The organism is Tenacibaculum insulae, assembly GCF_964512435.1.
GTDB lineage: Bacteria > Bacteroidota > Bacteroidia > Flavobacteriales > Flavobacteriaceae > Polaribacter > Polaribacter insulae_A.
The window spans coordinates 485,503-503,335 of record NZ_OZ208512.1 but is presented as its reverse complement, the minus strand read 5'-3'; the positions used below and the strand labels follow the sequence as shown (position 1 = coordinate 503,335).

At 30.9% G+C, this 17,833-nt stretch carries 17 protein-coding genes; 6 read left to right on the top strand and 11 right to left on the bottom strand.

Annotation, left to right across the window (positions count from 1 at the left end):
• Positions 1 to 61: 61 nt before the first annotated feature.
• The 3 genes from ACN5J5_RS02255 (at position 62) to ACN5J5_RS02245 (ending at position 2,126) form a co-directional block, all read left to right on the top strand.
• Entirely contained in the window at positions 62 to 508 is a 447-nt protein-coding gene (locus tag ACN5J5_RS02255; RefSeq protein ID WP_418645729.1) for a FixH family protein, read from the top strand.
• Positions 508 to 1,206 (top strand): sulfite exporter TauE/SafE family protein, encoded by a 699-nt coding sequence (locus ACN5J5_RS02250; RefSeq protein ID WP_418645728.1) that lies wholly within the window; start codon positions 508 to 510, stop codon positions 1,204 to 1,206. The genes ACN5J5_RS02255 and ACN5J5_RS02250 overlap by 1 nt, the downstream gene beginning before the upstream one ends.
• An 86-nt stretch (positions 1,207 to 1,292) precedes the next feature.
• Positions 1,293 to 2,126: a universal stress protein gene (locus ACN5J5_RS02245; RefSeq protein WP_418645727.1), complete on the top strand. Its 834-nt coding sequence runs from the start codon at positions 1,293 to 1,295 to the stop codon at positions 2,124 to 2,126.
• 73 nt (positions 2,127 to 2,199) lie between these two features.
• Here the strand turns inward: ACN5J5_RS02245 and ACN5J5_RS02240 are convergent, their stop codons facing one another.
• The 9 genes from ACN5J5_RS02240 to ACN5J5_RS02200 all read right to left on the bottom strand — a co-directional run bounded on the left by ACN5J5_RS02240 (position 2,200) and on the right by ACN5J5_RS02200 (position 11,133).
• Positions 2,200 to 2,904 carry a DUF4369 domain-containing protein gene (locus ACN5J5_RS02240; RefSeq protein ID WP_418645726.1) on the bottom strand — a complete coding sequence of 235 codons (705 nt, stop codon included), beginning with the start codon at positions 2,902 to 2,904 and terminating at the stop codon, positions 2,200 to 2,202.
• Between the two features lie 39 nt (positions 2,905 to 2,943).
• Positions 2,944 to 4,251 (bottom strand): DUF819 domain-containing protein, encoded by a 1,308-nt coding sequence (locus tag ACN5J5_RS02235; protein ID WP_418645725.1) that lies wholly within the window; start codon positions 4,249 to 4,251, stop codon positions 2,944 to 2,946.
• 31 nt (positions 4,252 to 4,282) lie between these two features.
• Complete coding sequence (locus ACN5J5_RS02230; RefSeq protein ID WP_418645724.1) at positions 4,283 to 4,942, bottom strand: DUF2490 domain-containing protein; 660 nt, start codon at positions 4,940 to 4,942, stop codon at positions 4,283 to 4,285.
• 96 nt (positions 4,943 to 5,038) lie between these two features.
• Positions 5,039 to 8,233, bottom strand: coding sequence for a WD40/YVTN/BNR-like repeat-containing protein (locus tag ACN5J5_RS02225; protein ID WP_418645723.1), 3,195 nt, complete (start codon positions 8,231 to 8,233; stop codon positions 5,039 to 5,041).
• 277 nt (positions 8,234 to 8,510) lie between these two features.
• Positions 8,511 to 8,675, bottom strand: coding sequence for an Arc family DNA binding domain-containing protein (locus ACN5J5_RS02220; protein WP_418645722.1), 165 nt, complete (start codon positions 8,673 to 8,675; stop codon positions 8,511 to 8,513).
• A gap of 2 nt (positions 8,676 to 8,677) precedes the next feature.
• Positions 8,678 to 9,589 carry an alpha/beta hydrolase family protein gene (locus ACN5J5_RS02215; protein ID WP_418645721.1) on the bottom strand — a complete coding sequence of 304 codons (912 nt, stop codon included), beginning with the start codon at positions 9,587 to 9,589 and terminating at the stop codon, positions 8,678 to 8,680.
• The gene (locus tag ACN5J5_RS02210; protein ID WP_418645720.1) at positions 9,586 to 10,110 is read right to left on the bottom strand and encodes a hypothetical protein; all 525 of its coding nucleotides are present in this window, start codon (positions 10,108 to 10,110) and stop codon (positions 9,586 to 9,588) included. The genes ACN5J5_RS02215 and ACN5J5_RS02210 overlap by 4 nt, the downstream gene beginning before the upstream one ends.
• A gap of 1 nt (position 10,111) precedes the next feature.
• Positions 10,112 to 10,270, bottom strand: a complete 159-nt coding sequence (locus tag ACN5J5_RS02205; RefSeq protein ID WP_418645719.1) for a hypothetical protein — start codon at positions 10,268 to 10,270, stop codon at positions 10,112 to 10,114.
• A gap of 2 nt (positions 10,271 to 10,272) precedes the next feature.
• The gene (locus ACN5J5_RS02200; protein WP_418645718.1) at positions 10,273 to 11,133 is read right to left on the bottom strand and encodes an SPFH domain-containing protein; all 861 of its coding nucleotides are present in this window, start codon (positions 11,131 to 11,133) and stop codon (positions 10,273 to 10,275) included.
• A gap of 122 nt (positions 11,134 to 11,255) precedes the next feature.
• On the opposite strand from ACN5J5_RS02200, the gene ACN5J5_RS02195 reads away from it, so the two are divergent.
• The 3 genes from ACN5J5_RS02195 to ctlX all read left to right on the top strand — a co-directional run bounded on the left by ACN5J5_RS02195 (position 11,256) and on the right by ctlX (position 14,197).
• Complete coding sequence (locus tag ACN5J5_RS02195) at positions 11,256 to 12,044, top strand: S1/P1 nuclease (protein ID WP_418645717.1); 789 nt, start codon at positions 11,256 to 11,258, stop codon at positions 12,042 to 12,044.
• 156 nt (positions 12,045 to 12,200) lie between these two features.
• Complete coding sequence (locus ACN5J5_RS02190) at positions 12,201 to 13,244, top strand: flavin-containing monooxygenase (RefSeq protein ID WP_418645716.1); 1,044 nt, start codon at positions 12,201 to 12,203, stop codon at positions 13,242 to 13,244.
• A 17-nt stretch (positions 13,245 to 13,261) separates the two neighbouring features.
• Positions 13,262 to 14,197 (top strand): citrulline utilization hydrolase CtlX, encoded by a 936-nt coding sequence (gene ctlX, locus ACN5J5_RS02185; protein WP_418645715.1) that lies wholly within the window; start codon positions 13,262 to 13,264, stop codon positions 14,195 to 14,197.
• 148 nt (positions 14,198 to 14,345) lie between these two features.
• On the opposite strand, the gene ACN5J5_RS02180 is transcribed toward ctlX, so the two are convergent.
• Together ACN5J5_RS02180 and ACN5J5_RS02175 are read right to left on the bottom strand one after the other, a co-directional pair.
• Entirely contained in the window at positions 14,346 to 17,261 is a 2,916-nt protein-coding gene (locus ACN5J5_RS02180; protein ID WP_418645714.1) for an FAD-binding and (Fe-S)-binding domain-containing protein, read from the bottom strand.
• A gap of 7 nt (positions 17,262 to 17,268) precedes the next feature.
• The gene (locus ACN5J5_RS02175; RefSeq protein WP_418645713.1) at positions 17,269 to 17,727 is read right to left on the bottom strand and encodes an Lrp/AsnC family transcriptional regulator; all 459 of its coding nucleotides are present in this window, start codon (positions 17,725 to 17,727) and stop codon (positions 17,269 to 17,271) included.
• Between the last annotated feature and the right edge of the window lie 106 nt (positions 17,728 to 17,833).

The window sequence follows — 17,833 nt, the reverse complement described above, 5'->3', positions numbered from 1 at the left end:
ATATTGTTGAAAAATAAAAATAGGTTTAGACTGAGCTCAACCAGACATAAAAAATAAAAAAATGAAACTAAATTGGGGCACGGGTATTGTAATTGCAATCGTTGCATTTATGAGCTTTATATTATACTTGGTTATATCAATGAGTACCGGTAAAAGCTATAATCATGATTTGGTATCAGAAAAATATTATCAAAACGAATTAGAGTATCAAAAGAGTATTGATGCTACTAAAAACGCGAAAGAATTAAAAGAAAATATTAAAATAAAGAAAACATCAGAAGGATTAAAAATTGATTTTCCATCAGAATTTAATCCTAAAGATATTAAAGGAAAAGTGTTCCTATATAGACCATCTAATAAGCAATTAGATTTTGAAATACCTATTTCAATTTCTAATACATATTTGCTCGTGCCTGAGAAACGTTTGTTAGGTGGTCGTTGGAACATTACTGTTTCTTGGAACTACAAAAATAAGCAATATCTGTATCAGAAAGAATTAAATTATTAATGTTTCTTTCGGCACTCATATTTGGTTTATTAGGTAGTTTTCACTGCATAGGTATGTGCGGACCAATTGCTTTTATGTTGCCTGTTGATAGAAGCAATAAAGTAAAGCAGTTTCTTCAAATTTTAAGCTATCATTTTGGTCGATTATTTACCTATAGTTTAATAGGTTTATTGTTTGGTTTTTTAGGAAAAGGATTTTATTTCTTCGGATTTCAACAACAACTCTCTATTGCAGTAGGTGTTTTAATGATTCTTGTAATTTTATTACCTAAAACTTTTCAAAAATATAATTTCTCAAAATCAATCAATAAATTGGTGATGAAAGTTAAATCAGCTTTAGGAAAAGAGCTTAAAAAGAAAGGAAACGACACTTTTTTTACCCTCGGATTTTTAAATGGATTTCTTCCTTGCGGATTGGTATATATGGCAGTTTTCGGAGCTTTAACAACAACCAATGCATTTTCAGGAAGTTTATATATGTTTATTTTTGGTTTAGGAACCATACCTTTAATGACTGTAATTGTTTATGTGGGAAACTTTGCAAGCGGATTAGTACGAAAAAGAATTCAACAACTTATTCCGTATGTAGTAGTTTTAATTGGAATTTTATTTATTTTAAGAGGTTTAGGATTAGGAATACCATACATTTCGCCAGCACCAGTTACAAATTTAATAACTCCAGTACAAGGTTGTCATTAAGTTAACTATATGATATAAATCATACTTAAAAATGAAAAATAATTAGTAACTTTAGGGTGGAAGTTAAACCGAAAAAAATCATAAAAATGAAAAAAATAATAGTCCCTGTAGATTTTTCAATCCATTCAGAAAACGCTTTACAAACAGCAGCTGCTTTAGCAAAACAAAATAATGCTGAAATAAAAGTAGTTCATATGTTAGAGCTTTCTCATGCAATAATTAATCAATCAGAAAGCGCAAGTCAGCAAGAAACATTTTTTTACTTAAAATTAGCAGAAAAAAAGTTTAACGAGTTTTTACAAAAAGATTATTTATCAGACATAAAAGTAACTCCGATAATTAAGCATTTTAAAATTTTTAGCGAGTTAGATGAATTGGCTAAAGAAGAAGAAGCTGATTTAATTGTAATGGGTTCTAAAGGAACTAACGGTTTGCAAGAAATGTTTATAGGTTCTAACACCGAAAAAGTAATTCGCTATGCAAATTTACCTGTATTAGTTGTTAAAGAAAAACCACTAACTAAAAAGATAGAAAAAGTTGTTTTTGCTTGTGATTTTACAAAAGCAGATGTGACTCCTTATTTAAAGGCAAAATCGTTTTTTGATAAACTAGGATGCGATTTAGAGTTGATGTATGTAAATACGCCAACTAACGATTTTAAGAGTAGTGAAGAGTTAGAAAAAGAAATGAAAACATTCTTTAAAACAGTAAATGAAGCTGCTGAAAATATAGAAAAAGTTAAGGTGGTTTCTGATTATACAGTAGAAAAAGGAGTTTTATATTATGCTGAAAAAAGTAATGCAGATATAATTGCTGTAGCAACACATGGTAGAAAAGGAATTTCACATTTCTTTGAAGGTAGTATTTCTGAAGATATTGCCAACCACAGTAAGTTGCCAATCGTTTCATTTAAAATATAATAAAGTAATTTTTAAATAAAAAAAACTCGATACAATTTGTATCGAGTTTTTTTGTTTTTTATGAAGATAAAAATTATTTATTCTCTTTGGCTTTTATTTCGCTAACAAATTTTTGTAAACGTTTTCCGTAATTAGAGTTTTTAACCTTGTCAGACAAGCTATTGTTAATTGTATCTAATAGCTGAATGTTAGCATTAAATAATTCAGATAAAGCAATATAAGGAGCGGCTTCACTATCAGCATTGGTAATTGCAAAGTTTGTAGAAAATAAAAAACGACGACGCATCATTTTTTTATAATCAGCATCTAATTTTTTAATTAATTCTTCATCTTCAGCTTTACGAGCTTCAAAATTTTTCTTGATAAAAGCTAAACGCTCATCTTTAAATTTGTTGTCAATATCACGAAATTTATCCATTACTTTTTGGTTTTTAGAACCTGTTATTTCAGGTTTGTAACCAAATTGATCAACATTATCGTTAATGGTAATTTCACCTTCTTCACCAAAAAACATGATGTTTTTCTTGGTAGTATTTCCATCAAAAGTTAAATAATACATTTCAGGAGAAATAACATTATCAGCTAAAATAAATTTATCATCACCTAATAACGCCATAGAATCAACAGATACTAATACCGTATCGTTCATTTTTTGCAGATATAAAGTTCCTTTTTTTAATCCTTTAATTTGACCTTTAACAATCATGTTTCCTTCTTTTTTAGAAGAACAAGCAAAAGCTACTATTAAAAACGCGCAAATGGCGATAAGTTTTTTCATGTGATTATAAATTTAGAGATGCAAATATGCAGAATTCTCTTATAATGTAGCGGATAATTCCATTAAAATTGTACAGATAATTGCACCAATTGTTCCGATTGCATAACCAAATACAGCCAACAACACTCCAGCCGAAGCTAACGAAGGATGAAATGCTTGTGCTACAATAGGAGCAGAGGCAGCACCACCAACATTTGCTTGGCTACCAACAGCTAAAAAGAAATAAGGTGCTTTTATTAGTTTGGCAACTAAAATTAGTAAACCAGCATGAATACCCATCCAAACTAAACCGATAATAATTAATCCTAAATTATCAAAAATCATGGCTAAGTCCATTTTCATACCAATGGTAGCAACTAAAATATATATAAAAACACTACCTATTTTACTTGCGCCAGCACCTTCGTAATTTTTTGCTTTTGTAAAGGATAAAATAATAGCGATAATTGTTGAAATACTAATTAACCAAAAGAATCCTGAACCTAAAAAAGTAAAGATATTTTTCCATGTTTCTGATGTAATTCCTGCAACTAAATTGTTAAAAAAGGTACTTAAATATGCCGATGCAAAATGACCAAATCCAACCGTTCCAAAGGCAATGGCTAACATTATCATAATGTCTGTTAAAGACGGATTTCTTTTAACGCTTTGTGTAAATTCGGTTACTTTTTCTTTCAGTTCTTCAATAGCTGAGGTATCTGCTTTTAACCATTTATTAATTTTATCTTTTTTACCAATACCTATTAATAATATTGCCATCCAAACATTGGCAACAACAATATCAACAAATACCATTCCTCCGTATTTTTGAGGGTTGTATTGGTAAATTTCAAGCATTGCAGTTTGGTTTGCTCCACCACCAATCCAGCTTCCTGCCAAGGTAGAAAGTCCACGCCATACAGCATCAAAACCTACGCCACCAACTGTTTCAGGTGAAAATATAGAAATTAATAAAATAGCAATTGGTCCACCAATAATAATACCTATAGTTCCTGTAAAAAACATAATTAATGCTTTAGAACCCAGGTTAAAAATTGCTTTTAAATCGATACTTAATGTCATTAAAACTAAGGCAGCTGGTAGTAAAAAACGACTTGCTACATAATACAATTGAGATTTTCCTTTTACAATTTCTCCAGCAGCATTTGCGGTTTCCCATTCGGGAGATATTATGCCAGTAGTTGTAAAAATTGCAGGAATAAAGTAAGCCATAAATAAACCAGGAACGATTTTGTAAAACTTGTGCCAAAATCCTGAAGTTTTAGATTCGGTATAAAATACAAATCCTAAAGAAATCATTAATATTCCGAATACAATAGCATCGTTTGTAAATGTAGGTGCTGTCATTATTTAAGTAGTTTTTTGCTAAAATAGCTTTTTATTTCTTCTTTCTATGATCAGTATTAATTGCAATTCCAATTTGAACTCTATTTAAACCAAGCCCTTTATTAATACTAATTCTTTGGTAACCCAACTGTAATTTTACTTTATTAGAAACTTTATACTTAAATCCAGAGCCTATCCAATTTTGATTGTAAGCTTCTCCTTCAGAATCAAAAAAAACTTCATCATATAAATAAATAGATAATTTATTAGTAATAGGATAACTTAAGTTTAGTTGATAACGAACAAAGTGACTCGTGTCAGATTCAAGAAAACGTTGTTCGGCTCTAAAACGATGAGCCAAAGCTAGTTTGCTAATAGTATGCTTTATATTAAAATCTTCATAAATTCTATGCTCGTTAAAATCGCCACCATCATCACCAAAAGTATTATCAGTATTTAGGTAAGCATAACCTAAAGTTGCACTTAAATTATTGTTTATTTTATAACTACCACCAACACGAGCAATGAATTGGCGTAAATCATCTCCAAATTCAAAAAACCTAAAATGTGCCATAGATTTTAATGAAAATTTATCAGAAATTTGATGAGAACCGTTGTACATATACCAAGCTCCAAAATCTTTTTCTGGATTTTTTTGAGAGAAGATAGATATTGAAATTAAAAGAGTTAAAAATAAAATCGTTTTTTTCATTTTATTAATTGATTTAAAAGTGGTTTATAATAAAATCTCCCACAAAAGTAGGAGATTTATAGGTTGATCTATTTTTATCAAAAATAGTTAATTAACTTAAAAATTTGTGGTTTTTTTAAATGGTGAAATGTTAATTTTTTCAACTTTAGTTTTATAATTAGCCCAATCTTTTAAAAAGAAAGTATTTACTTTATTTACACTTTCGTTAAAAGAAGTTTTAAACTGATTTACTAATTGTTTTTCAGTATTTGTTTGTTTACCAAATCTACTACCAACATACCAGCGAGCCGTACCAAAACGATTGTTTACCGTAATTTCTGGGTTTCTAGTAATTCCTTGACGTTTGTCTATTTTACCTAAATACATTGCAATTAAAGTATCAATTTTTTTAATGATTTCTTTTGATGCTTTTATCGTTTCTTTATGTTTTTTCTTGTCTTCTTTTGTGAATTTAGACTTTAATGAAGTTGCTGTATTTTTGCTTTCAACCAATTGTTTTACAATGTTGGCAATTTTTTCTTGGTATTTTTCAAGCTCCTTACTTGCATTGTATTTTTGATTGATAGCTTCATCTGATATTTGTAATCTCGGATCAAATGCTACTTTAATATTTTGTTCAGAAACGGCATCACCAAAAGTCATTTTTAATTTATAAGTTCCTGGTTTTACAGTTACACCTCCTGGTTCTCTACGTTGTTTTCTAATGCGTCTTGAGGCTCTTGCAACACCTTTTTCTCTTAAATACCAAGTAGTTTTATGTAAACCACTTTTTTTAGGAGCTTTAAATTTTAAAGTTCTAATTTTTCTTGAACCATCAAAAATTTCTAATTTAATAGAATCATGTTTTACTTTGTTCTTGACTCCGCTCGAACTGACATCTTTTTTATCCTGTTTCTTACTTTTTGATTCTTGTTTCTTTTGAATCGGTTTATTGATGTAGTATGAAATTAAAGCACCACGCTTCCTGTTTTCACCTTGATACATTGCATCAGCACCAAACCTACTTCCTGTTGGTTGTTGGCTAGCTGCCTGATAAGCAGTCGGTGGTGCAAACAAGGTTAATTTTTGATTGGTAATATTACTTTTTGCCATAGCACGTAGTGGGCGAATATCATCTAAAACCCAAGCAGCTCTACCAAAAGTACCAATAACTAAATCGTGTTCGCGAGGATGAATTACTAAATCTTTTACTGAAACTGTAGGAAAACCGTTTGTCCATTTGGTCCATTTGTTTCCTGCATCAACAGAAATGTATAATCCGTCATCGGTTCCTAAAAACAATAAATTTGCATTTTCAGGATCTTCAACAATACAAAGCGCATAACTTTCTACATCATTTTTATCAACAATACGTTGCCAAGTTTTTCCATAATCTTTAGTTCTGTATGCATACGGCTCGTAGTTAAAACGTCTGTAGTCGTTGGCAACTAAAAGCGCTTCACCTTTATTTTTGTTGGATGCTTTAATTTGTGTAATCCAACTATTTTCAGGTAAATCTTTAATGTTTTTAGCAACATTTGTCCAAATTGCTCCTCCGTTTTTAGTAATATGTACTTGTCCATCATCGGTGGCAGCCCATAAAACATCTTTTTCTAAAACGGTTGGTTCAATAACTAAAACAGTACAGTGATTTTCGGCACCAGTAGCATCCATGGTTAAACCACCACTTTCTGCTTGCTTTAATTTTGCTGGATTGTTAGTTGATAAATCTGGAGAAATAACACTCCAAGTTAATCCTTTGTCAGTTGATTTATGTACAAACTGACTTCCGAAGTAAATTGTTGAATTATCAAAAGGATCAATATTTATGGCAGAATTCCAGTTAAAACGTAATTTCACATTCGCATCTTTATGCGTTGGTTTTACGTTGTAGTTATTTCCTGTTAAATAATCGTAACGAGAAACCGAACCTTGTTGGCTCATCGTCCATCCATAACGCGCATCATCTTTATCAGGAACAACATCAAAACCATCACCAAAACTAATTTCTTGCCAATAACTGTTTCTAATTCCTTGAGTTTTCCAAACATAAGCAGGTCCGCGCCAAGAACCGTTGTCTTGCATTCCTCCATAAACATTATACGGAAACTCATTATCAACATTTATATGATAAAATTGAGCTACCGGAAGATTTCCGATAAATCGCCAAGATTTACCACCATCTTTGGTAATATTTAATCCACCATCGTTTCCATCAATCATAAATTTTCCATTCTTCGGATGAATCCACCACGCATGATGATCAGGATGTACTCCGTTATCAACACCATAAGCAGGCATTAATTGTTTAAACGATTTTCCGCCATCTTGCGAAACGTTGATGTAGGTAAAAACAGTATATAATCTATTCTCATTTTGCGGATCAACATAAATTTCAGAATAATAAAAAGGACGATTTCCAATACCTGGTTTATCATTTATTTTTTTCCATTTAAATCCGCCATCTTCACTTTTATAAAGTGCGTTTTTCTTTGCTTCAACCAACGCATAAATCACATCAGGATTGCTAGGAGCAATGGCAACACCAATTCTTCCTAATTCTCCTTTCGGAAAACCTTCTTTTGGGGTAATTTTTTTCCAGTTTTCTCCACCATCGTGTGTAATGTACATTCCGCTTCCTTTTCCACCTGATTTAAAAAACCAAGGATCGCGCTTGTGTTCCCACATGGCAGCGATTAATTTATTAGGATTTGACGGATCCATAATTAAATCGGCAGCACCCGTTTTTATATTATTGAATAAAATTTGTTTCCAAGTTTTACCACCATCAATAGTTTTGTAAACACCGCGTTCTTTGTGTTCTCCCCAAGGAGATCCAATGGCACCAACATATACAATATCTGGATTTGTTGGGTGAATTATTACTCGATGAATATGGCGTGTTTTTTCTAATCCCATAGATTGCCAAGTTTTACCAGCATCTAAAGATTTAAAAATTCCGTAACCACCATTTAAACTATTTCGCGGATTTCCTTCACCGGTTCCTGCCCAAATAACACTTGGATTTGATTGCTGAATGGCAATTGCACCGATAGAAGCGGTAACTTGTTTTTCGAAAATTGGTTGCCATTTAATTCCACCCGAAGTAGATTTCCATATTCCACCCGAAGCTGTACCAACGTACATTATTTCAGGATTAGATTCTACCACATCAATAGAAGTTACACGGCCGCTCATTCCGCCCGGGCCAATATTTCGTGGTTTCATGTTTTTTACTAAATCCATCGAAAATTCTTGCGCGAATAAAAGAGGAGTTACAAGTAAAAGTAAAATTGAAAAAAGTTTTTTCATTATTGTTCGTTTGATTTGCAGAACAAGTTACAAAATAGAAAATCACTCAATATTTATTGAGTGATTTTTAACGTTTTATTAAGAAATTATTTTTCCTTTTTGTTGAAGAAAAAGTTTTTTGATAAGTTTTTATTGATGCTAAAATAATTCACTTTGCGTCAACCTGAATTTGTTTAAGGTTCTCATCATAATTTACGATTTATTATTAAGGAGTGACTCTGAAATAAATTCAGAATGACGTTCCGTTATTAGATATAAACAAAATTGAATGTTAATTTTAGTCTTCTTTCTTTTTTGGGGCGCGTTTCGCTTCTTTAAGTATTTGCATTAGCATCCATTCGATTTGTCCGTTTGTAGAACGAAACTCATCGGTAGCCCATTTTTCAATGGCTTTAATCATGTCTTCATTTATGCGAAGTGCAAATGCTTTCTTTTTTGCCATGGTTATTTTTTTACAAAAGTAACAACAGTGTTAATTAGTTTTTTTGAAATAGGAAAATCAGGGTTTGTGTACGATTTCATATTATCTTCATCTTTTTCTATATGTTTACCAAGATGATTCATGTTTGGTATAATTACCAATTTTGATTTTTGATTTGCGTTATGCAATGCTTTTGCATCATTAACTAAAACCTGAAAATCTTTGTCACCATTAATAATTAACGTAGGAATGGTTATTTTTTTAATTTCTTCCAAAGGATTTAAAGAAATCCATTCTTTGAAAAAAGGTTGATTTTGAGGCGCAAATAACGACATTAAATTAGGGTTTACATTTTTTATGTTACCAGTTTCTTTTAGTTCTTTAATGTGCGCTTCGGTAATTTTACCAAATTCAGCACTTTGTTTTGTAATTTGTCTTATTAAAGTTTTATCAATAGTTTCTCCTGGGCCAGCAAGTGAAATGTATTTGGCTACATTTTTTGAAATCAACATAGATATTAAAGAACCTTGACTGTGCCCCACTAAAATTATTTTACTAAACCTTTTATCATCTTTAAAATGATTAACAACTTTTTTTGCGTCAGAAACAAAATCGTTAAACAAAACACCTTGTTGTAAAAAAACTAAATTGTTTTTATTAGCACTACGTTTATCATAACTAAAAAAGGCAATATTTTCTTGATTTACAGCTTCTCTAAATTGTTTGATGTATTGCGGTTTTCCGCCATCTCGTAAAACAGCGCCAGAACCGTGAACCCAAATTAATAAAGGCGATTTTTCTTTGGTAAAAGTTAAAGTTCCTGGAAGCTCAACACCGTCGTTTTTTATTAAAATTTCTTCAGAAGTTACTTTTTGAGCGTAAGAAAATGTATTACTGAGAATGTAAAACATTAAATATGTAATAATTCTTGTCATGATAATTTGTTTTGATAGTTTGTTAAAACTTGTTTTACTTCAGTTTCTTTTTGAGTTCCAATAAGTATTTTTATACCGTTTTTTAATTCGATTTGAACACCAATATCACCAGATATAGTTATTGCTTTTCCTTTTTCGCTACTAAAAAAAGAACCACCTTTTAAACCCCATCCTCCATAATCTTTAATTGGGTTATAGGTTTTTACATAAGCTTTATTAATTTCGTTCCAAGAAATTAATTTGAATGAAAAATGAATTGGAAAAAATTGATAATAAATTCCCTTTTCATCAATTCTTGTTTTTAATTTAAAAAGAAATATTAAAAAAGTTAAAAGTAACATGCTAATTGTGAAAAAAATCAATCCAATGTCAGACATTGGGTTATCTCCAAAAGGTTTCTTGTATATAATTTGTTGAATAATTCCGTAGACACCAAAAAGAAAAGGCATTATACTACATAAGCTAATAATAATGATTAACCATGTTTGTGTAAAACGTTGTTCTTCTTTAAAAACTTTCATCTTATCTGTTTTTATTTCTTTCAAAAACAACACTCGACCAATTTTGACCAATATCTTTTACAATCCAGCCTTCCCTTGCGTATTGATTAAGAAAATCTTGAAATTTTTCTTGTCTTTTTGTAAGACCTAATTTAGGTATTTCTACTTTATATTCTTTCATAATTAATGGCTTAAAGTTCCTGTGTTTACTACTGGAGAAGCTTCTTTATCTCCACATAAAATCACTAATAAATTACTTACCATAGCAGCTTTACGTTCTTCATCAAGTTCAACAATTTGTTTTTTATTTAATTCTTCTAGTGCCATTTCAACCATTTCAACAGCTCCTTGTACAATTTTATGACGCGCTGCTACAATTGCAGTTGCTTGCTGGCGTTTTAACATGGCACTTGCAATTTCTTGTGCATAAGCTAAATAACCAATTCGAGCTTCTAAAACTTCAATTCCGGCAATTGCTAAGCGCTCTTCTAATTCTTTTTCTAAAGCTTCACTTACTTCATTTACACTTGAACGAAGTGTAATATCTTCTTCATGACCTTCGTCAGCAAAATTATCATACGGATACATACTTGCTAATTTTCGTACTGCAGCATCTGTTTGTACACGAACAAAATTCTCGTAATTATCAACATCAAAAGCAGCTTTGTAGGTTTCGGTAACTCGCCATACTAAAATGGTCGAAATCATAACAGGATTTCCTAATTTATCATTTACCTTTAAACGTTCACTATCAAAATTACTGGCTCTTAACGATATTGTTTTCTTTTTGTACAAAGGATTTGCCCAATACAAACCATTGTCTTTAATGGTACCAACATATTTACCAAATAGTAAAATTACTTTTGAAGTGTTTGGGTTTACTAAAATAAAACCAAATAAACCTATAAAACCGATAAGTGTTACAGGAAGGTAAATAGGTGTTTCATTTACAATAGCCATAATAATACTCCCAAAGAAAAGAGTTAAAACTATTAGTAGCATTAAATAGCCGTTTGCTGGTTTTATTATTTTTTCTGCTTTCATTATTTTATTTATTTAAAAATGATATTAAAATGATATCACAAAGATATACGTTATTTTTTGTTAAATCCAAATTTTTGAACAAATATTTTTATACTTTAGCAGAAAATTAATAGAATTTATTTATGAAAACTAAGGTAATATTAGTGTTTTTTGCTTTTTTAATAAGTGCTTCATCTATAGCAAATAATGAAGATTTTTGGGGGCAAACAGGTCATAGAGCAACTGGTAAAATTGCTGAAAATAATTTAACAAGATCTGCAAAAAAGAAGATTGAAAAATTGTTGCAAGGCGAAAGTTTAGCATTTGTATCTACTTATGCAGATGAAATAAAATCTGATAGAAAAAAATTCGGAAAATTTTATACTTGGCATTATGTAAATATGCCTTTAAATAAACGTTATGAAGACGCGGAAAAAAATCCGAAAGGAGATTTAGTTACGGGTATAAACGAGTGTATAAAAGTTTTAAAAGATAAAAATAGTACTATTGAAGACAAGCGCTTTTATTTAAAAATGTTAGTGCATTTAGTGGGAGATTTACACCAGCCAATGCATATTGGACAAAAGGAAGATAAAGGAGGAAACACTATTCAGGTTCAATGGCATGGAAAAGGAACAAATTTGCATAGAGTTTGGGATGGAGATATGATTGATGGATGGCAAATGAGTTATCTTGAGTTGGCTGATAACGCTAAAAAATTATCAAAAGAACAAATTAAGGTTTTACAAAAAGGGACAGTTGTAGATTGGGTTCATGATACACATAAACTAACAAAAAAAGTATACGGATCTGTAAAAACAGGCGATAAATTGCGTTACCGTTATTCGTACGATTATTTTCCTATTGTAAGAGAACAATTACAAAAAGGAGGTTTACGTTTAGCTAAATTATTAAATGATATTTTCTGTTAAAAGCACCAAATATTTATATAAAAAACTCGAAAGTTATTCTTTCGAGTTTTTTTATTGATTTTTTTTATGGAAAATAGTTGAAAATCAATTGGTAATCGTACCTAATAACCATGGTATTGTTTTTACCTTTGAAACGTAAAAAATAAAAGAGGATAGATGTTAGATTATGTTATAATTGGAGGTGCTCAAGCAGGCTTATCGATGGCTTATCATTTAAAAAAAATGAATAAGAACTTTATCATTGTTGATGGCGAAAATGAAATAGGAGCTTCTTGGTTAAATAGATGGGATTCTTTAAAGTTATTTACCCCAACCGAATATAATCATTTGCCAGGTTTAAAGTTTAAAGCAAAAAAAGGACATTATCCGACTAAAATAGAAGTTAGTAATTACTTTAAAAACTATGTAAAAGAGTTTAATATTTCGGTACAATTAAACACATTAATAACATCGGTTCGTAAAACCGAAAAATGTTTTTATGTAACACATAAAAATGGCGAAATAGAAACGCAAAACGTAATTGTAGCTACAGGACCATTTCATATTCCTTATACACCACCTTGTCATACCAAAATATCAGAAAAGGTATTGCAAATGCATAGCAATTATTACAAAAATATTAATCAGTTACAAGATGGAGATACCTTGGTTGTGGGAGCAGGAGATTCTGGTTATCAAATTTTAGATGAAATTTCTAAAAATGATTCTCGTACTGTTTATTTTTCTGGAAATACTAAAGTAAAATCATTGCCGCAGCAATTTTTAGGTGAAACATTATGGTGGTGGTTTACCTTAATCGGGTTTTTAAGTTATAGTAAATATAGTTGGATTGGTAAGAGAATTAATTCTTCTGTGCAGCCAGTTATTGGTACTGATGTTAAAGAAATCCTTTCGCGTAAAAATGTTATTTCTGTAGGAAGAACTAAAGACGCTTTAAATGAAGAAATTGTTTTTGAAAAAGAGACTGTAACTTCAATAAAAAATATTGTTTGGGCAACAGGTTATCGCCCGAATTTTAAGTGGATAGAAGGTTTGGAATTGGATGAAGATGGTTATCCGAAAAATTACAGAGGAGTAAGTAATATTGAAGGATTATATTTTATAGGTTTGCCATGGATGTTTACCCGAGGATCTGCAACTTTAGGAGGAGTATCTAAAGATGCTAGTTACTTAGCAAAAACAATGAATATTAAAAATTAACAATTATATTTTATACAATGCAACAAACTACTAATACTATTTTAATGGTTCGTCCTGCTAGTTTTAGGATGAATGAACAAACTGCTGTAAATAACTACTATCAACAAGAATTATCAGGTATGTTACCGGCTGCTATTAACGCGAAAGCACAACAAGAATTTGATGCTTTTGTAGTTAAATTAAGAGCCGTTGGTGTTGAGATTATTGTTGTTAATGATACTGAAAAACCAGATACGCCAGATGCATTGTTTCCTAATAATTGGATTTCTTTTCATGAAAATGGAGATATGGCAATTTACCCAATGTTTGCAGAAAATAGACGTTTAGAAAAACGTGAAGATGTTTTAGAAACTTTAGAAGAAAAAGGTTTTGAAATTAAAAATGTTATTGATTATTCTGAAGCAGAGGAAGAGGGTGTTTTTTTAGAAGGTACAGGAAGTATGATTTTAGATAGGCAAAATCAAAAAGCATATTGTGCTTTATCTGATAGGGCAGATGAAGAATTATTTATAGAGTTTTGTGAAGAGTTTGAGTTTACTCCCGTAGTTTTTACGGCAAACCAAACTGTAAACGCTAAACGAGCAGCTATTTATCATACCAATGTAATGATGTGCGTTGCAGAAACTTTTGCGGTGGTTTGTTTAGATGCAATTGATGATAAAAAAGAAAAGAAAAACGTAGTAAAACAGTTAAAAGCAGACAAAAAAGAGGTTATTTCAATTACTGAAAAACAAGTAACCCAGTTTGCAGGAAATATGTTACAAGTTAAAGGAATTGATGATAAACGATTTTTAATAATGAGTTCGGCGGCTTATAATTCTTTAACTAAAGAACAATTGCAAAAAATAGAAAAACATAACGAAATTATTCATTCATCGTTAACAACTATTGAAACTTGCGGGGGCGGAAGTGCACGTTGTATGATGGCAGAAGTTTTTTTACCAAAAGCATAAAAAAAACAGGCTGTTTAAAAAGTATTTAAAATCGTTATTCTAAATTTATTTCAAAATCTCATATTTGTTGATATTCAGTTAATACGAGAACCTAAAATAAATTTAAGTTGACAAAAATTACACTTTTTAGATAGCCTCTTTTTTATAATTACAATAATGCTTCTTTTAAAATAGTAATCGGATGTTTTGCGATACGTTTAGTTCCGTCAAAAATTTGATGACGGCAACTTGTACCAGCAGCAGCAATTTCTGTGTCAGAAGCACAGTTTCTAACCTTCGGAAACAAAGTGTCTTCACCAACTTGCATACTTACGTTGTAATGTTCCTTTTCGTACCCAAAAGAACCCGCCATACCGCAACAACCTGTATTTAAGATTGCTACTTTGTAGTTTTTCGGGATGTTTAAAATAGAAAAACTAGCATGTGTACTCGATAATGCTTTTTGATGACAATGTCCGTGAATTTTAAGCTCTTTGCTTTTATCAGTAAAAAAAGCAGTGTTTAACTTTTCTTTTTGATGTTCTTTCGCTAAAAACTCTTCAATAGTAAAAACATTTTCAGCTATTTTTTCTGCGGATGTTTTGTCATCAGCTAAACGAATATATTCATCTCTAAAAGTTAAAATAGCAGAAGGTTCTATACCAACTAATGGAGAATCATCAGTAATTAAATCTTTAAAAATAGCAACATTTTTATTCGCTAATTCTTTTGCTTCATTTAAAAATCCTTTAGAAATATGACTGCGGCCACTTTCTTCATGATTACTATATTTTACTTCGTAACCTAATTTTTTTAAAACAATTACTGCGTCTTTTCCAATTTCGGAGTCGTAAAAATTGGTAAACTCATCGTTAAATAAATAAACTGTTTTATTTGATGATTTTTCAACTGTATTTAAAGTACTGTTTTGTGTTTTTAACCAAGCGTGTAAAGTTTGTTTTGCTAATTTAGGAACGGTACGTTTTGTTGCAACGCCCATTATTTTTTTAGCGATGAATGTATTGGTAAAGAAGTTTGCTATTGCAGGGACTTTACTTCCTAATTTGTTATATTTGGCATTGTTGGCAAACAATTTACTACGAAAAGAATAGCCGTTAGTTTCTTGATATTGATATAAAAACTCAGCTTTCATCGAAGCGATATCAACATTACTTGGGCATTCGGTGGCACAAGCTTTACAGCTTAAGCAAAGATCTAAAACTTGTTTTAGTTCTTTAGAGTCAAATTTATTTTCAGCAGTATTATTGGTTAAAACTTCGCGCAACATATTGGCTCTTGCACGAGTGGTTTCTTTTTCGTTTCGAGTAGCTCTATAACTGGGACATAAAGTACCGCCAGCTTCTGGAGATTTTCGGCAATCACCAGAACCGTTACATTTTTCGGCTAATTTTAAAATACCTTCACTTTCAGAAAAATCTTGTAATGTTTTTATAACCGGTTCTTTTCTATCAATCTCATAACGTAAGCTTTTATCCATCGGAAAAGCATCTGTAATCTTCCCTTTGTTAAACACATTATTTGGGTCGAAAGCTTTTTTAATTCGCCTTAATAATTCATAATTTTTATTACCAATCATTAACGGAATAAACTCAGCACGTACAATTCCGTCACCATGTTCACCAGAAAATGAACCTTTATATTTTTTAACAAGTTCAGCGGTTTCAGTGGTTATTTTTCTAAATAACACTACATCTTCTTTTTTCTTTAAATTTAAAATCGGACGTAAGTGCAACTCACCAGCGCCAGCATGCGCGTAATACACCGCGTTTTGCTGGTATTTATCCATTATTTGGGTAAATTCTTCAATATATTCGGGTAAATCCTCTAAAGCAACGGCGGTATCTTCAATACAAGCAACAGCTTTCATATCGCCTACAATATTACCTAATAAACCTAATCCGGCTTTTCGTAAATAATGCACTTTAGCAATATCTTCTCCATAAACTTTCGGATAATGGTATCCGAAGTTATTAACTTTTAAATCTTCAATTAGTTTGTTTGCTTGTAGTTCGGCTTCTTCAATAGTATCGGCAGAAACCTCTAACATTAAAACTGCTTCAGGATCGCCTTGTAAAAAGAACCTATTTTTAGCTTGTTCGCGATTGTTTTTGGTGCAATCTAAAATTACTTTATCCATTAATTCACAAGCATATAATTTGTGTTTCATGGCAGTTACCGTAGCTTTTAAACTTTCGTTTACGCTGGTAAAATGGGGGCAAACCATAATACTTTGCGTAGGAGGTAAGTTGTTTAACTGAATAGTAATGGCAGTTGAAAAAACCAAGGTTCCTTCACTTCCTGATAAAAATTTAGCAGGATTTATTGTAGGCTTGTTTCCTCCAAATAAATCAGAAGTTAAAAACTCATCTACAGCGTATCCTGTATTTCTTCGGTGGATACTTTCTTTAGGAAACTCGTTTAGTATTTCTTGTTGATTTTCTTTTAATGAAAGTTCGTTGTAAATAGTTTTATAAATAGTTCCTTCTAAAGAATTTTCTATTTTCTTTTGATGAAACTCTTGCGAGGTAATTTCATTAAAAACAACCTTACTTCCGTCAGATAAAAGTCCATCAATTTTTAAAACTTTATCACGGGTAACTCCGTAACGAATAGAGGTGCTTCCAGAAGAATTGTTACCAACCATTCCGCCAATCATACAACGGTTAGAAGTTGAAGTATTTGGACCAAAAAATAATCCGAAAGGTTTTAAAAAACGATTTAAATCATCCCGAATAATTCCGGGTTGTACCGTAATGGTTTTATTTTGTTCATCAAAAGCTAAAATATTGGTAAAATGTTTAGAAACATCAACCACAATTCCATCTCCAACACATTGCCCTGCAAGCGATGTTCCTGCAGTTCTAGGAATTAAAGTAACGGTGTTTTTAATGGCGAAATCAATTAAAATTTTAAGGTCTTTTTCATCCTTCGGATAAGCTACTGCTAACGGAATTTTACGATATACAGAGGCATCTGTAGCATATAAAGTTTTATGTAAATCATCAAAAAATAAATCGCCTTTTAATTTTTTTTCTAATGTTGATAATTGTGTGTTTTGTGTCATTTTGCTATTATTCAATAGGAATGTTTCGTTTAAAACAAGTGTCGAAACAAATAAAAGTATCGGTACCTGCAACTCCGTTTATTAAATGAACATTATCGTACAATATTTTTTGTAAATGTTCATTGTCTTTTGCGTAAATAAGGATAAAAATAGCATAATTTCCCGAAACAAAGTTACATTCTGTAATTTCTGGTATTTTTTCTAAGGCTTTCATTACATCTTTCGCAAAACGAGCTTCACGCAAACGAATTCCAGTGTACGATTTTGTTTTGTAACCTAATTTATTTTCTTCTAAAACAAACTCAGCATTTTTTATAACACCTTCGGTAGTTAGTTTTTTAATGCGTTGATGAATTAAAGAGTTAGAAACCTTTAGTTCTTCTGCTATTTTAGAATAGGCTTTACGAGCATCTAACCGTAATTTTAGTAGTATTTGCTTATCTATATAATCAAATTGATTATTCATTTTCTACTTTTTAGTTGTTATACTGTTATTTTGATTTTTTTTTATGGTGAATTATACAGTTTTACCATAAAATAACCTATAAAGATGTAAAGTTAATTATTTTTAA

What these genes read in the sequence shown, in the direction of transcription:
- ACN5J5_RS02205 (WP_418645719.1), bottom strand. Translation starts at nt 10,270, where the DNA reads ATGAAAGAATATAAAGTAGAAATACCTAAATTAGGTCTTACAAAAAGA.
- ACN5J5_RS02215 (WP_418645721.1), bottom strand. Translation starts at nt 9,589, where the DNA reads ATGACAAGAATTATTACATATTTAATGTTTTACATTCTCAGTAATACA.
- ctlX (WP_418645715.1), top strand. Translation starts at nt 13,262, where the DNA reads ATGCAACAAACTACTAATACTATTTTAATGGTTCGTCCTGCTAGTTTT.
- ACN5J5_RS02190 (WP_418645716.1), top strand. Translation starts at nt 12,201, where the DNA reads ATGTTAGATTATGTTATAATTGGAGGTGCTCAAGCAGGCTTATCGATG.
- ACN5J5_RS02235 (WP_418645725.1), bottom strand. Translation starts at nt 4,251, where the DNA reads ATGACAGCACCTACATTTACAAACGATGCTATTGTATTCGGAATATTA.
- ACN5J5_RS02230 (WP_418645724.1), bottom strand. Translation starts at nt 4,942, where the DNA reads ATGAAAAAAACGATTTTATTTTTAACTCTTTTAATTTCAATATCTATC.
- ACN5J5_RS02245 (WP_418645727.1), top strand. Translation starts at nt 1,293, where the DNA reads ATGAAAAAAATAATAGTCCCTGTAGATTTTTCAATCCATTCAGAAAAC.
- ACN5J5_RS02200 (WP_418645718.1), bottom strand. Translation starts at nt 11,133, where the DNA reads ATGAAAGCAGAAAAAATAATAAAACCAGCAAACGGCTATTTAATGCTA.
- ACN5J5_RS02180 (WP_418645714.1), bottom strand. Translation starts at nt 17,261, where the DNA reads ATGACACAAAACACACAATTATCAACATTAGAAAAAAAATTAAAAGGC.
- ACN5J5_RS02255 (WP_418645729.1), top strand. Translation starts at nt 62, where the DNA reads ATGAAACTAAATTGGGGCACGGGTATTGTAATTGCAATCGTTGCATTT.
- ACN5J5_RS02220 (WP_418645722.1), bottom strand. Translation starts at nt 8,675, where the DNA reads ATGGCAAAAAAGAAAGCATTTGCACTTCGCATAAATGAAGACATGATT.
- ACN5J5_RS02195 (WP_418645717.1), top strand. Translation starts at nt 11,256, where the DNA reads ATGAAAACTAAGGTAATATTAGTGTTTTTTGCTTTTTTAATAAGTGCT.
- ACN5J5_RS02175 (WP_418645713.1), bottom strand. Translation starts at nt 17,727, where the DNA reads ATGAATAATCAATTTGATTATATAGATAAGCAAATACTACTAAAATTA.
- ACN5J5_RS02240 (WP_418645726.1), bottom strand. Translation starts at nt 2,904, where the DNA reads ATGAAAAAACTTATCGCCATTTGCGCGTTTTTAATAGTAGCTTTTGCT.
- ACN5J5_RS02225 (WP_418645723.1), bottom strand. Translation starts at nt 8,233, where the DNA reads ATGAAAAAACTTTTTTCAATTTTACTTTTACTTGTAACTCCTCTTTTA.
- ACN5J5_RS02250 (WP_418645728.1), top strand. Translation starts at nt 508, where the DNA reads ATGTTTCTTTCGGCACTCATATTTGGTTTATTAGGTAGTTTTCACTGC.
- ACN5J5_RS02210 (WP_418645720.1), bottom strand. Translation starts at nt 10,110, where the DNA reads ATGAAAGTTTTTAAAGAAGAACAACGTTTTACACAAACATGGTTAATC.